Consider the following 14262-nt stretch of genomic DNA (forward strand, 5'->3'; position numbering starts at 1 on the left):
TTTAGATTTAACATACTACATATATAAGGAAAACAATGTGTAGGGTGTGAAAGTGATGGAAAAAACAATCTATGTTCGCATGCGCCATCGCGTACAGGTACAACCCAATGCAACCGTAAAAATCGGAGAACTTATTCAAATAAGTGCGGAGGAACAAATCTCAAGTGAAATTAAAAATATGGTCATTCACCAGGTTAGTAAAAAAGATAAGAATATAGTGATCATTGACATCATGAAAGTCATTGAGCAAATTAGAAGACTTTTTCCAAATTTGGATATTCAAACCGTCGGGCCAGCACAAACAATCATTGAAGTGGCAATTAAGAAAAAGCGGTTTGCACCTGCTTTTTTTGTAGCAGTTTGGTTTTTATTATTTGTAGGTGCAGCACTTACGATGATGAATTTTCATGAGGATGTGTCTATGAGAGATGTTCATCTTCGCATTTATACCATGATTACTGGTGATGAAGTTCCGCAACCGTTACTCTTTCAGATTCCATACTCGATTGGGTTAGGTTTAGGAATGATTTTGTTTTTTAATCATTTCTTTCGTAAACGACTTAACGAAGAACCAAGTCCACTTGAAGTTGAGATGTTTAATTATCAACAGGATTTAGATAATTATTTAATTCTTACAGAAAACAAAGAAAGCATGAAACACATCGATGACAATTAAAGTCCTTTTCATTATTTTTATGGGTCTAGGAAGTGGACTGGCAGTAGGTGGCGGTTTTGTAGCTTTTTTAGCCGTCTTAGGGATTATACCGAGGCTAACCCAACTAACGAAAACAATGAAATACATTCGATTTTACGAATGGGGTGTCGTACTTGGTGCTGTATTTGGTGGCTGGTTTACTCTCAATGATCAGATTTTTCACTTGTGGGATTTTTTAGTAATCCCAGTAGGTTTAGCAAGTGGAATATTCATTGGAATGCTAGCAGCTGCTTTAACAGAAGTGCTGAATGTTTTTCCAATTTTAGCAAAACGAATTGGAATTGAAAGTAAAATTGTGATTCTTGTTATGGCGATTGTATTTGGGAAAATCGCAGGATCCCTATTCCAATGGATATACTTTGTAAAATAACTAAGTATAAGGAGTGAGCTTGAAGTGGCTACTAAAAAAAAGATAAAGGACGATTACAAAAATAGTATTAAAAAGTATCAACCAAAACCAAAATATTTCCTTAATTGCCTGAAAGCATTTCTTGTCGGAGGAGCTATATGTTGTTTGGGGCAAGGAATTCAAAATTTTTATATTTCAGTCCTTCATTTTTCTGAAAAAGATGCTGGAAATCCTACAGTTGCAACCCTGATCTTAATTTCTGCTTTATTAACAGGCTTTGGTTTGTACGATAAACTTGGACAATTTGCGGGTGCAGGCTCAGCAGTGCCTGTAACAGGGTTTGCAAATTCAATGACAAGTGCGGCGATGGAATATAAAAGCGAAGGAATCGTATTAGGAATTGCAACTAATATGTTTAAATTAGCAGGCAGTGTTATTGTTTTTGGAGCAGTGTCGGCTTATATTGTTGGGATTATTCGCTATTTCTTTAATCTTACAATTTCCTGAATGATCGCGAGGAGTGGACATAGATGAATCTAGTTGGAAAACAAACATGGGTGTTTCAGAATGATATTTATTTAAATTCAACAGGAACTGCAGTGGGTCCTAAAGAGGCTCTGGGTCCTTTAGGTACTACCTTTGATATAAAATATGACGACTTGCATTGTGGTGAAGATTCCTGGGAGTCCGCTGAAAGAAGATTAATGGTTGATTCAATAGAATCTTGCTTGAAAAAAGTGAATTTAACAAATGACGATATTGACTTGTTTTTAGCAGGTGACTTGTTAAATCAGAATGTCACGACTAATTATGCGGCTAGACATCATCAAATCCCATTATTATGTATGTTTGGTGCTTGTTCGACCTCGATGGAGACTCTTGCAGTAGGTTCAGCATTGGTTGATGGGGGGTTTGCTAACAGGATCTTAGCCTCAACAAGTAGTCATAATGCAACTGCAGAAAGACAATTCCGTTATCCTACCGAATATGGGGGACAAAAGCCAGGGACAGCAACTTTTACAGCAACTGGTGGTGGAACCGCGTTAGTTAGTAAAGATAAAGGTCCACTTCGCATTACTTCTGCAACAATTGGAAGAGTAGTGGATTTAGGAATGACAGATCCATTTGATCTCGGCTCTGCAATGGCACCTGCTGCTGCAGATACAATCACTCGTCATTTTAAAGATTTGAATATTAATCAAGACGAATATGATTTGATCGTTACGGGTGACCTATCAGGTGTAGGAAGTCCGATACTGAAGGAAATGGTTAAAGAAGAGGGATATGATTTAGGTAATATATATAATGATTGTGGGCTTATGCTCTATCATTCGGATCAAGAAGTATTTGCTGGTGGAAGTGGCTGTGCATGTTCAGCACTTGTAACGTATGGGCATATTGTGAAAGAACTCATAAGTGGCAATTTGAACAAGGTATTTGTTGTTGCAACAGGAGCACTTCTTAACCCGACTATGATACAACAAAAGGAAACAATTCCCACAATTGCACATGGTGTAGTTTTGGAACGAGTCCAAGGTGGTGAGTAGAGATGGAATATGTATGGGCTTTTCTAGTCGGTGGAGCCATTTGTGTGGTGGGGCAGTTGTTACTTGATTTTGCAAAATTAACTCCTGCCCATGTGATGAGTATTTTTGTTGTAGCAGGAACAATCTTAGATGGATTTAATTTATACGACAATTTAATTAGATTTGCAGGTGCGGGTGCAACTGTACCGATTACAAGTTTTGGCCATTCACTCCTTCACGGTGCAATGCAAAGTGCCAAGGAGCATGGGTTTATAGGAATTGGAATGGGAATTTTCGAATTGACCTCGGCAGGTATATCCTCAGCTATTTTGTTCTCTTTCTTAGTTGCGCTGATATTTAGAGTGAAAGGATAGAATATATGGGTGAACCTAGAAGAAGTGTGATTCTAGTAACAGATGGTGATGAATATGCCTTAAAAACATTGGAATATATTGCAAAAGAAGTTGGGGGACGATGTATCTCAAAATCTCAAGGTAATCCTACAACCTTAACGGGTGAGCAAATAGTGAAGTACATTTTGCAAACCCCCTACGATCCTGTGTTCGTGATGTTTGATGACAGTGGTTTATTAGGCAAAGGAAGGGGCGAACATGCACTAAAGCATGTCGCAACCCATCCCAATATTAATGTGTTAGGTGTAATTGCAGTAGCTTCGAAAACTCATCAAACGGAATGGGCAAAAGTGGATGTAAGTATAGACCGAGATGGAAATTTAACGGAATACGGCGTCGATAAAAGCGGGATTAGAGAATATGATATCGGTCGGATCAACGGAGATACTGTGTATTGTTTAGATGAACTGGATGTTCCAATTATCGTAGGAATTGGAGATATCGGAAAAATGGCACGTAAGGATGATATAAAGGTGGGGGCACCCATTACAAGAAAAGCAGTGGATATAATTCTGGAAAGGAGTGGTTACGATCGGAAAGGAAACTAAAAACAACAAGACGCCAATCTCTCCTGATATAGACACAAATGATAAGTTTTTCGAGTCACGGATAGGTTTAGGAACCACAAATTTTGATATTGGGGTTAGAAAGTTCAAAATCCTAAAAAAACCAGTACACCTCTATTTTCTAAATGGGTTATGTGATACTGCATTTATTATTGAAATCATCGAAGAACTTGTAAATATTAATGACAATGAAACCAATCAAAATCAGGTATTTAGTGTTATTGAGAATCGCCTGGTTCATCAACAAGTAAGCAAAATTAAGAATTTAGATGAAGCCGTTGATACAATCCTTTCAGGACTCATCCTATTTTTAGTTGAAGGTGAAGAAACAGGACTTGTGATAGATGTCAGAAGTTATCCTGGAAGAACACCAGAAGAGCCTGATACAGAGAAAGTTATTCGTGGTGCACGTGACGGATATGTTGAAAATATCATTGTGAACTGTGCGTTAACCAGAAGAAGGATACGTGATGAAAGGCTTCGTCATGAAATTATGCAGGTTGGTGAAAGGTCAAAAACAGATATTTGTGTTTCCTATATTCAAGATGTGGCGAATCCAGAGTTAGTCAAGTTAATTAAAAATGAGCTAAGCAAGATTAAAGTGGACGGCTTAACAATGGCAGATAAAACCGTTGAAGAATTCCTAGTAAAACAGGGATATAATCCATACCCATTAGTAAGGTATACAGAGCGTCCAGATGTCGCAGCGACTCACTTGCTTGAAGGTCATGTCCTAATTATGGTTGATACCTCTCCAAGTGTAATCATTACACCAACTACAATTTTTCACCATGTCCAGCATGCTGAAGAATATCGACAAGCTCCAGCAGTTGGTACCTTGTTAAGGTGGACAAGGTTTATCGGTATATTAGGTTCGATTTTTCTCTTACCACTATGGTTTCTATTAGTATTAGAGCCAGACATGATTCCAAAGGCAATTGAATATATAGGTCCTAATGAGAAATCAAATATCCCTGTTGTTGTTCAAATCTTCTTAGCTGATATGGGGATAGAATTTTTAAGAATGGCGGCAATACATACGCCAACGCCATTATCAACCGCGATGGGTTTAATTGCAGCGGCATTAATTGGTCAAATTGCAATTGATGTTGGTTTATTCGGCCCTGAAGTCATACTTTATGTCGCAATTGCCGCAGTTGGTACATTTGCAACCCCAAGTTATGAATTGAGTGCGGCAAATAGGATCGCAAGATTATTTTTATTAGTTTTAGTGGCGATTTTTAAGGCACCAGGATTTATCATTGGTTGTACACTCTATGTCTTGTTATTAACAAGTATTAGGTCACTAAACACTCCGTACTTATGGCCGTTTTTACCGTTCAATGGAAAAGCATTACTACAGATTTTGTTGCGTAGTTCTGTACCAGGATCAAAGCTTAGACCAAGTATTGTACATCCTCAAAAACCTTTCAAACAATAGTTGCACCATATATTGCGTTTGTGTTAATCTTTTTTCATATAGCACAGCGTTAAGAAGAGAAAAAACAGCTGATGACTATTCGTTATCAGCTGTTTTTTTTCAAAAATAGGGGTAAGCAACTATGAGTGCCCTTTTACAGCTTTGATACGTACACTTTGAAGGAACGAGGGGAAAATTATGTTTTTGCATGGAACGAGTAAGGTAAATGAAAAAAACCACCTAGAAATCGGTGGGGTTGATACTGTAGAATTAGCGAAACAATATGGTACACCTTTATATGTGTATGATGTAGCACTTATCAGAGAGCGCGCAAGAGGCTTTCGCGAAACATTTGAGCGTTTAAATGTTTCAGCTCAGGTTGCATATGCAAGTAAAGCTTTCTCGACAATAGCAATGATACAGCTAGCAGAAGAGGAAGGGCTTTCTCTTGACGTCGTTTCTGGCGGAGAGTTATTTACAGCGTTACAAGCTGGTTTTCCATCGGAACGAATTCACTTCCACGGTAATAATAAAAGCTACGAAGAACTAGATATGGCCATTAAGAATAATGTTGGTTGTATTGTAGTTGATAACTTTTATGAATTATCATTGCTAGAGCAGGTTTGTATCGAAAATAAATCTACAGTCAAAATCTTATTACGCGTGACTCCAGGGGTTGAAGCCCACACCCATGATTATATTACGACTGGGCAAGAAGACTCGAAATTTGGATTCGGACTTGAAAATGGACAGGCTGACCAGGCTGTAGAGCAGGCACTTCATTCACAATTCGTAAACCTATTAGGGATTCATTCTCATATCGGTTCTCAAATATTTGAGACAACTGGTTTCTTGGTTGCTGCTCAAAAAATGTTTGGTAAACTTAAAGAATGGAAGGAACGTTTCGGATTTGCTCCAAAAGTATTAAACTTAGGTGGGGGATTTGGGATCCGCTACACGGAGGAAGATAAACCACTACCAGCTTCAAAATACGTCGAGGCAATTATTGGAGAAGTCAAGAATCTCGCAGACGAACTTTCGATGGATATTCCAGAAATCTGGATTGAGCCAGGAAGATCGATTGTAGGGGATGCAGGAACAACCATCTATTCGGTTGGATCTCGTAAAGAAGTACCGAACATTCGCCAGTATCTAGCAATTGACGGGGGCATGACCGATAATATTAGACCTGCCTTATATCAAGCGAAATATGAAGCCGTATTAGCAAATCGAGTAGAAGATCCGGTCGAAGAGACTGTTTCAGTGGCTGGTAAATGCTGTGAATCTGGAGACATGCTCATATGGGATCTACCATTACCAAAAGCAAGCTCAGATGACCTGTTAGCCGTATTCTGTACGGGTGCATACGGGTACGCTATGGCTAATAATTACAACCGTATCCCAAGACCTGCAGTTGTATTTGTAGAGAATGGTGAGGCTCAGCTTGTGGTTCAACGAGAAAGTTATGAGGATCTTGTTAGATTAGATATTCCTCTAAAAACAAAGGTAGCAGAATAAATTTAGATGTAAAACCCACGAATAGGCATTCGTGGGTTTTGTTCGTTTGGATTATTTGAACAGATTCTTAATGGCGTCAATGAGACTGATAAAGAATTCTTTAAGTTTATCTAAGAAATTTTGGCCTTTATCAGATTCAAGAAAATTTGTAAGTTTATCCTTCGCTAGATTTAATTGTTCACCAACTTGGTTCCAATCTATATTTAGTTCCATTAATTTATTAAAAAGGTCCATTAATCGGTTAATATCATCATCCGTTAATGTGATGCCCAAATCCTTCGCGGCATTTGTAATAATGGTACGGAGTTCTTCATCGTTTTTTGGAGCTTTCTTTGCAATTTCATCTTTGATTTTTGCCATTAATGCCGCCGCATCTTCTGCACCGATCTTTTCACTTAATTTCGTGGTTTCAACCATTTCTTCGTTAGCAATCTGCTTAACTTCTTCAGGGATGACTTGATCAGAAGAAACTTCATAGGCTTTAATAATCCCTGTAAGTGCGGCTGTTCCAGAAACATTACCAGGACCAGTGACAAAAATATTTGCGTCTTTTACGCCAGCTGTTATTAATGCATTTGCGTACATTTCCTCTGTGATTAAGGTAATATGCTCTGTAATAGTTACATCTATTCCAGATCCTTTTTCGCCAATTGTAATCGAGGCAGAAGAAAGGGCCTTGTTCCCGATTCTAGCTTTCGGGATATAGCGACCAAGGTATTGATGTTCTTCTTCATTTGTGACAACGACAATCTGAGGATTCTCGGGTGCATTCATTTCTTTTAAGATTGTTTCTTTTTGAGTTTCAGTTAAGTCTTCACCTAGCGTAATAATTACATCTCCAGGCACTGCATCTGCAAAGCTCAGTGATGGAAAAATGAGTGAAAATGTGAGTGTTAAAGTAAGTATGTATTTATGTCTCAATGTAGTTTCCTCCTTTGTCATTCAAAAAAACAGGCTGTCCATCGTACCTATTATATCTTATTCTTTACCAAAATTATCTTTTAAGAATGTCATTTTTGAAAAACACTCCCTTTCAGGTTGGATTATTCAATCCATTTATAGTAAAATGAAACTCGTTCAATACATATGACGAAATAAAATAAGCGGAGGTTTCAAATGAAAAAAGCGAGCATTGCGTTTGAAAATGGAGAAAAAATCGTAATTGAGTTATATCCGAATGAAGCACCTGGGACTGTTGAGAATTTTGAAAAGCTTGCGAACGAAGGATTTTATAATGGTCTAACATTCCACCGTGTAATCCCTGGGTTCGTTGCTCAAGGCGGATGCCCGCATGGAACAGGAACTGGCGGTCCTGGATATACAATTAAATGTGAAACAGCAGGTAATCCACATAAGCACGTACCAGGTGCATTATCAATGGCACACGCTGGTAAAGATACTGGTGGAAGCCAATTTTTCATTGTTCATGAACCACAGCCTCATTTAGATGGTGTACATACAGTATTCGGGCAAGTAGTTGAAGGCATGGACTCTGTATATCGCATCCAACAAGGCGATGTAATGAAAGAAGTTAAAGTTTGGGAAGAATAAAATCATTTTATATCGCGCACTAGCATAGGCAAAAAATACGACACAATCTTTAAGAGTGGTCGCTAGGATAGAGAGCCAATGACATGCGGATAGAAACTCTGAAAATAAAGGCACAACAGTTCATTCTTGTTGTGTCTTTTTCTTTTATTGTCCTATAATATACCATGAGGTGAGACAAGATGGGTAAAGGTAAATGGACCGTGTTTTTTGTGCTCCTATTATTATCATTGGTATGGGGAATCATTTATTGGGTATTTATTGTGTAGAATAGGGAGCAACCGACTTTACATATATTGAATGGAAATGCTTATCATTCGACAAAATAATAGTATTGTATTATACTGTGTTAAATCGCTAATTGAATAATTGTTTCCTTCGGGGTTAGGTGAAATTCCTTACCGACGGTGATGAACGAGAGTTCTAAGCCCGTGACCCATTTTAATATCAACAATATGTTGATAGACTCTATGTCATAAAACACTTGTTTTATTTAAAATGGTGGACTTGGTGAGAATCCAAGGCCGACAGTTAAAGTCTGGATGGGAGAAGGATTAATGTACGGTATGTGAAAAAAAATGCTCGATATACCTCTTCTTTGTGTTGGGCAAAAATACATAATCTGTTACTTTAATTACATCGACCAAGACCCCAGTGTACCCTGGGGTCTTTTTTGTATAGGAAACGAAGATTGAACATTGTAAAAAAGAACATGATATATAGAAAGGAGTGGTACTTGTGAGAGATCAGGATTATATGAATTTAGCGATTAATGTAGCAAGAGCAGGCGTTGGTCAAACCACCCCAAACCCAGTAGTAGGAGCAGTTGTTGTGAACGATGGTCGCGTTGTAGGTATCGGGGCACATTTGAAGGCTGGTGAACCTCACGCAGAGGTCCATGCGATACGAATGGCTGGAGAAAACGCCAAACAAGCAACGGTTTATGTAACATTAGAGCCGTGTAGCCATCATGGTAAAACACCACCTTGTGCTGACCTATTGGTGAATAGCGGTGTGAAACGGGTTGTTATTGCAACAACTGATCCAAACCCACTGGTTGCTGGAAAAGGAATATCAAAATTAAAAGCAGCAGGTATCGAAGTGGAGGTAGGAGTCTGTAAGGGACAAGCAGATGCCTTAAACGCAGTTTTTTATCACTACTTAGATAAAAAACTCCCTTATGTCACGCTAAAATCAGCAACCACACTTGATGGAAAAATTGCAACAGTTAGTGGCGAAAGCAAATGGATTACAGGTGAGGCATCTAGAAATGATGTGCATTTATATCGTAGTATCCATGATGCTATTCTCGTCGGTGTAAATACTGTTTTAGTAGATAACCCAAGTTTAACAACTAGATTGCCGAATGGAACAGGAAAAAATCCGATTCGAATTATCTTGGACTCAACCCTTAGAACACCACTGGATTCGAAAGTAGTGAATGATGGTGAAGCTCAAACGTGGCTAATTGTGACAAACAAAGTCAATCAGGAAAAAATAAACGAATTCTCTGGGAAAAAAGGTGTTAGAGTCCTCCAATTAGAAGAGTCAAGCCTATCGATTAAATCAGTGCTTACACTCCTTGGGAGTGAGGGCATTTCCTCTGTTTTTGTTGAAGGGGGAGCAGAGGTTAATGGGAGTTTCTTAAAGGAAAAAGCAATTAATCAAGTGATTGTCTATCTTGCTCCGAAATTATTTGGAGGCAAGCTTGCACCAACAGCAATCGGTGGTGCAGGGATTGAGTTAATTGATGACGCACTGCAGTTAAGGATTAAATCAGTTGAACAACTCGGAGAAGATGTGAAAATTGTAGCCGAACCGAAATAGAGGTGAAAAAAATGTTTACAGGGATTGTAGAGGAAATCGGGAAAATCAAGGCAATTAATGGATCACAGGATTCAGTTGAAATGGTGATTCAAGCAAAAAAAATTCTCGAGGATGTGCACCTCGGTGATAGCATTTCGGTAAATGGGGTTTGTTTAACCGTAACGGAATTTACCTCAAATGGATTCACAGTCGATGTGATGCCTGAAACAGTACAATCAACGTCGTTACGCGATTTACAACAAAACTCACCTGTGAATCTTGAGAGAGCGATGTCCGCAGGAGGACGCTTCGGGGGGCATATCGTTTCTGGACATGTAGATGGTATTGGAAGAATTGTCCGCAAAACTCCAAAAGGGAACGCAGTCTATTATGAAATTGAAGTTCCAAACGAACTTGTTCAATATATGATCTATAAAGGATCAGTAGCTGTTGATGGAACAAGTTTAACAATTTTTGGACTTACAGAGACCACGTTTACTTTATCGCTTATACCCCATACACTATCTGAAACTATTTTACATGGAAAAGGTGTAGGTGACATTGTAAACATTGAATGCGATATGCTTGGTAAATACGTAAGTCAATTTTTACAACGTTCTTTTGAAGATAAAAAATCAATGAAATCATCTATAACATCAAGCTTCTTAGAAGAACATGGATTTAAATAAAGGGAGGGGGGACAGACATGTTTGATTCAATTGAAAATGCACTATCTGACCTTAAAGAAGGCAAAATCATTATTGTTTGTGATGACGAAAATCGTGAAAACGAAGGTGACTTTATTGCGATTGCTGAGAATGTTACACCTGAAGCTATTAATTTTATGATTACACACGGTCGCGGACTTGTTTGTACACCGATTACAAAATCACTAGCTGAAAAATTAGATCTTCAACCAATGGTTACGAAAAACACAGATCCACATGGAACTGCATTTACAGTTAGCGTTGACCATGAAACGACCACAACTGGAATTAGTGCATTTGAACGTGCTACAACGATAAGGGAGTTGTTAAATCCGAAATCAACAGCATCTAATTTCAAAAGACCAGGACATGTTTTTCCTTTGATTGCGAAAGATGGTGGAGTTCTTACTCGAGCAGGACATACAGAAGCGGCTGTTGACTTAGCATCGCTTTGTGGTGCTAAACCTGCAGGGGTAATTTGTGAAATTGTAAATGAAGATGGAACAATGGCTAGGGTACCAGACCTACAAAAAATCGCAGCTGAATTTAATTTGAAGCTAATAACGATAGAGCAACTCATTCGTTATCGAAAGCAAGTTGAACATCAAACATTAAAAGAATAGGCATGGAAACATTTTCGAAAATATACAATAAAACCGATAACATAGGAGGATTAAGATGAATAAAATTTATGAAGGACATTTAGTTGGTACAGGTTTAAGAATTGGAATTGTTGTAGCAAGATTTAATGAATTTATTACAGCGAAGCTATTGACTGGGGCTCTTGATGGTTTGAAACGACATGGTGTTGCTGATGAAGATGTTGAAATAGCATGGGTTCCAGGTGCTTTTGAAATACCTCTAATTGCCAAAAAAATGGCAGAATCAGACAAATATGATGCTGTCATTGCATTAGGTACCGTAATTCGCGGTTCTACTTCTCATTACGACTACGTATGTAACGAAGTAGCGAAAGGCTTGTCAAAAACAGCTCTTGATACAGGAAAACCTGTTATGTTTGGGGTTTTAACAACTGATACGATTGAACAAGCAATCGAAAGGGCTGGAACAAAGGCTGGAAACAAAGGATGGGATTCTGCGGTTTCGGCAATTGAAATGGCAAATTTATCTCGTTCATTTAATGCATAAGGCTCTTTTCTAAAAGATTATTGTTAATGGTGCCTTCACGAGAACGAATTTGAATAGAACTGGAAGGTTTTGGTTATAATTTAAATTTAAGGGTATTCCTAAAAGACACTGGAAAAAAGGGATGGAAAATGATACTCTTAATAAATGAATTAAGGTTTGTCCAATAGTAATTAAAAAATCTTGAACATATACTATTTGGAAAGTTTTTCGATAATGAGGGATTTATATGTTAATTCGTTATAAAAAGAATTATGAAAAAATCGCAATGGGGCTTCTTTCATTTATGCCGACTGAAAAGGACCTAAAGAACCTGCTAGCAACTATGAAGCAATATGAAGAGGATGATACACAGCAGCTATTCTTATGGAAAGAAGAAGATATTGTCGGAATTATCGGAACAACAATCCATGACGGGAATTCTGTGGAAATTCAACATATCTGTGTAAATCCATCCCATCGCTATCAAGGCATTGGTAAAAAGATGGTGAAGGCACTAAAAGAGCATTTTCCAGATCGTGAATTACAACCAAACGAACATACTGCAGCTTTCTTTGAGAAATGTGATTTTTCAGAGGATGAAAAATGTGAAGAGGGACAGTCATAAGACTGTCCTTTATTTATTTTTTCGTAATTTATGTTTTATTTCAATTTGTTTATGACGTTCAGCAATTGTCTCGCTTCTATCACGTAGTTTATGTTTATGAACTAATTGTTCATTCGATAAATCACTGGCCAATCCCCATGATTTTCCCGACAGAGAGGCGATGGATATACATGTGGCTTCTAATTTTTTATCTTGAAGTGGTAAGTTGATACTCTTATATGGTAAACCGTTTTTAATATCGAAATATTTCTTTTGTAATTCTTCGATCAACTGGTTCACCTGCAAACCTAGTTGGGCTAGTTCATTATGATGGTCTTTACATATAGATAAAGCACTTTTCATCATTCGTAGGGCGCCATTTGTGTTACCACGGCGGTGATGGTAAAGAGAGACGGCAATTTGAATTAATCCAACCCAGTATTGTTTTCTTTCAGTGACAGGTTCTTTCTTCCAGTGTTCTTCTAGTATCTCGTGACATTCAAAATAGTCACGATCACAGTGAAAGTGAATTAAATATTCAATATACGCTTGTGGATACAAGTGGCATAACCCCCTTCAATAACACTATGTATGAGTAGTTTACCATAATAATGCGGCATAGATAGGAAAAAATAAAGTGTTCGACCTGATGGACGAACACTTTATCTTCTAATTCATAGATGACTCGGTGCTTTAGCAAGCCAGGGAGGTCAAAAAACTGTAGTAAGAATAGTAAGGAGAAGCTTACTTTACACAGATATTTTGCGTGCTGGACTGCCCCGAAAATACAGCCAAATAGGCTCTTACTCATCTCGGTTTAGAACCAAGCAGCACCTACGATAATTAAAAGAATAAACAATACTACGATTAAAGCAAATCCGCCACCGAAGTTATATCCGCCACTCATTTAAATTCCTCCTTCATTTTCGTGATTACACAGTTATAGTATGACTTTTACTACTTCTTGTGTGGGCGTGTGTCCATACCTTTAGGATTTTTTTATAAAATTATTTTGGGACAAATAGCCAAAAACCAATTATGGCTTGAATGCCCATTATGTTCTATACTAATTAATGTGGTAAAATATAAGTGGATGTGCTCATTTAACCTGATAGAATGATACATCTATTTTTTTCTGGGTCTTTATAAGAACCCAATTAAAGGAATATGAAACTGCATGAAGGGTATTTTTGGTGAGATGAGCGTGGATTTACAATACAACGTAAAAATTGACTCTTTTGAAGGTCCATTAGACCTTCTTTTACATTTAATCAATCGTTTAGAAATTGATATTTATGACATTCCAGTAGCTGTCATTACAGAACAATACTTAATGTATATACATGCTATGAAGGAATTGCAATTGGATATTGCAAGCGAATATCTTGTTATGGCTGCCACTCTTTTAGCAATAAAGAGTAAAATGTTGCTTCCAAAACAAGAGGAAGAACTTTTAGACGAGGACTCCGAATTCGAATTTGAGGAGGACCCGCGCGAGGATTTAATGAATCGATTAATTGAATACCGCAAATATAAAAATGCTGCGGAAGATCTAAAACATTTAGAGGAAGAACGATCTCAATTGTTTACGAAGCCTCCAAGTGATTTAAGTGAGTTTACAAAGGATGAACCAGTTCAATATTCTTTGGATGTGAATATTTATGACATGCTTGGTGCCTTACAAAAGCTCCTGCGTAGAAAGAGATTACAAAAGCCGTTAGCTACAAAAATTACAAGGCAGGAAATTCCACTTGAAAATAGGATGAAAGAAATTTTGGATGAATTAAAAGGTTTCCGTGGAAAAAAGAAATTTACAGATCTATTTCCTTACCATGATAAAAATCATATTGTGGTTACATTTCTTGCACTTCTTGAATTAATGAGAAACAATGCAGTGCTAATTGAACAGCAAAATAATTTTTCGGAAATTTATATTTCGAGTATGGAAAGGGATAAGTAGGA

General features: G+C 37.7%; 17 protein-coding genes, 1 pseudogene and 1 riboswitch. Of the genes and pseudogenes, 15 read left to right on the plus strand and 3 right to left on the minus strand.

All coding sequences use genetic code 11. The annotated features are described in order from the left end of the window. Positions 1-55 precede the first annotated feature (55 nt). The 8 genes from ACWPVE_RS16705 (at position 56) to lysA (ending at position 6507) form a co-directional block, all read left to right on the plus strand. Complete coding sequence (locus tag ACWPVE_RS16705; RefSeq protein ID WP_453995278.1) at positions 56-676, plus strand: stage V sporulation protein AA; 621 nt, start codon at positions 56-58, stop codon at positions 674-676. Further along, the gene (locus ACWPVE_RS16710; RefSeq protein WP_453995280.1) at positions 666-1085 is read left to right on the plus strand and encodes a stage V sporulation protein AB; all 420 of its coding nucleotides are present in this window, start codon (positions 666-668) and stop codon (positions 1083-1085) included. The genes ACWPVE_RS16705 and ACWPVE_RS16710 overlap by 11 nt, the downstream gene beginning before the upstream one ends. Positions 1086-1109: 24 nt before the next feature. Further along, positions 1110-1571, plus strand: coding sequence for a stage V sporulation protein AC (gene spoVAC / locus ACWPVE_RS16715; protein WP_453995282.1), 462 nt, complete (start codon positions 1110-1112; stop codon positions 1569-1571). A gap of 23 nt (positions 1572-1594) precedes the next feature. After that, positions 1595-2611, plus strand: a complete 1017-nt coding sequence (gene spoVAD / locus ACWPVE_RS16720; protein ID WP_453995284.1) for a stage V sporulation protein AD — start codon at positions 1595-1597, stop codon at positions 2609-2611. 2 nt (positions 2612-2613) lie between these two features. Then, a complete protein-coding gene (spoVAE, locus tag ACWPVE_RS16725; protein WP_453995286.1) occupies positions 2614-2964 on the plus strand; it encodes a stage V sporulation protein AE in 351 nt (116 codons plus the stop codon). A gap of 5 nt (positions 2965-2969) precedes the next feature. Continuing rightward, on the plus strand, positions 2970-3551 hold the full coding sequence (locus tag ACWPVE_RS16730; protein ID WP_453995288.1) for a stage V sporulation protein AE: 582 nt from the start codon (positions 2970-2972) through the stop codon (positions 3549-3551). After that, positions 3535-5010 carry a spore germination protein gene (locus tag ACWPVE_RS16735; RefSeq protein ID WP_453997602.1) on the plus strand — a complete coding sequence of 492 codons (1476 nt, stop codon included), beginning with the start codon at positions 3535-3537 and terminating at the stop codon, positions 5008-5010. Before ACWPVE_RS16730 ends, ACWPVE_RS16735 begins: the two co-directional genes overlap by 17 nt. A 177-nt stretch (positions 5011-5187) precedes the next feature. Then, complete coding sequence (gene lysA / locus ACWPVE_RS16740) at positions 5188-6507, plus strand: diaminopimelate decarboxylase (protein WP_453995290.1); 1320 nt, start codon at positions 5188-5190, stop codon at positions 6505-6507. 51 nt (positions 6508-6558) lie between these two features. Here lysA and ACWPVE_RS16745 read toward each other — a convergent pair whose 3' ends face one another. Beyond that, positions 6559-7449 (minus strand): DUF1002 domain-containing protein, encoded by an 891-nt coding sequence (locus ACWPVE_RS16745; protein WP_453995292.1) that lies wholly within the window; start codon positions 7447-7449, stop codon positions 6559-6561. Positions 7450-7623: 174 nt separating this feature from the next. Between ACWPVE_RS16745 and ACWPVE_RS16750 the strand changes: the two genes are divergently transcribed. The 6 genes and pseudogenes from ACWPVE_RS16750 to ACWPVE_RS16775 all read left to right on the plus strand — a co-directional run bounded on the left by ACWPVE_RS16750 (position 7624) and on the right by ACWPVE_RS16775 (position 12321). Next, the gene (locus ACWPVE_RS16750; protein WP_453995294.1) at positions 7624-8058 is read left to right on the plus strand and encodes a peptidylprolyl isomerase; all 435 of its coding nucleotides are present in this window, start codon (positions 7624-7626) and stop codon (positions 8056-8058) included. A gap of 367 nt (positions 8059-8425) precedes the next feature. Next, positions 8426-8613, plus strand: a riboswitch (FMN riboswitch). Positions 8614-8793: 180 nt separating this feature from the next. Then, a complete protein-coding gene (ribD, locus tag ACWPVE_RS16755; RefSeq protein ID WP_453995296.1) occupies positions 8794-9882 on the plus strand; it encodes a bifunctional diaminohydroxyphosphoribosylaminopyrimidine deaminase/5-amino-6-(5-phosphoribosylamino)uracil reductase RibD in 1089 nt (362 codons plus the stop codon). A gap of 11 nt (positions 9883-9893) precedes the next feature. Further along, positions 9894-10550, plus strand: coding sequence for a riboflavin synthase (ribE, locus tag ACWPVE_RS16760; RefSeq protein WP_453995298.1), 657 nt, complete (start codon positions 9894-9896; stop codon positions 10548-10550). Between the two features lie 17 nt (positions 10551-10567). Next, positions 10568-11188 (plus strand): annotated as a pseudogene (gene ribB / locus ACWPVE_RS16765) (3,4-dihydroxy-2-butanone-4-phosphate synthase); the annotation flags it as partial. Positions 11189-11246: 58 nt separating this feature from the next. Beyond that, positions 11247-11717 (plus strand): 6,7-dimethyl-8-ribityllumazine synthase, encoded by a 471-nt coding sequence (gene ribH / locus ACWPVE_RS16770; RefSeq protein ID WP_453995300.1) that lies wholly within the window; start codon positions 11247-11249, stop codon positions 11715-11717. 226 nt (positions 11718-11943) lie between these two features. Beyond that, complete coding sequence (locus ACWPVE_RS16775) at positions 11944-12321, plus strand: GNAT family N-acetyltransferase (protein WP_453995302.1); 378 nt, start codon at positions 11944-11946, stop codon at positions 12319-12321. A gap of 9 nt (positions 12322-12330) precedes the next feature. On the opposite strand, the gene ACWPVE_RS16780 is transcribed toward ACWPVE_RS16775, so the two are convergent. Together ACWPVE_RS16780 and ACWPVE_RS16785 are read right to left on the minus strand one after the other, a co-directional pair. Beyond that, complete coding sequence (locus tag ACWPVE_RS16780; RefSeq protein WP_453995304.1) at positions 12331-12861, minus strand: DUF309 domain-containing protein; 531 nt, start codon at positions 12859-12861, stop codon at positions 12331-12333. Positions 12862-13117: 256 nt separating this feature from the next. After that, the gene (locus ACWPVE_RS16785) at positions 13118-13207 is read right to left on the minus strand and encodes a YjcZ family sporulation protein (protein WP_453995306.1); all 90 of its coding nucleotides are present in this window, start codon (positions 13205-13207) and stop codon (positions 13118-13120) included. Positions 13208-13477: 270 nt separating this feature from the next. Here ACWPVE_RS16785 and ACWPVE_RS16790 point away from each other — a divergent pair, with 270 nt between their 5' ends. Next, complete coding sequence (locus tag ACWPVE_RS16790) at positions 13478-14260, plus strand: segregation/condensation protein A (protein ID WP_453995308.1); 783 nt, start codon at positions 13478-13480, stop codon at positions 14258-14260. Positions 14261-14262 lie beyond the last annotated feature (2 nt).

The sequence above is a fragment of the Bacillus nitroreducens genome, assembly GCF_964021195.1.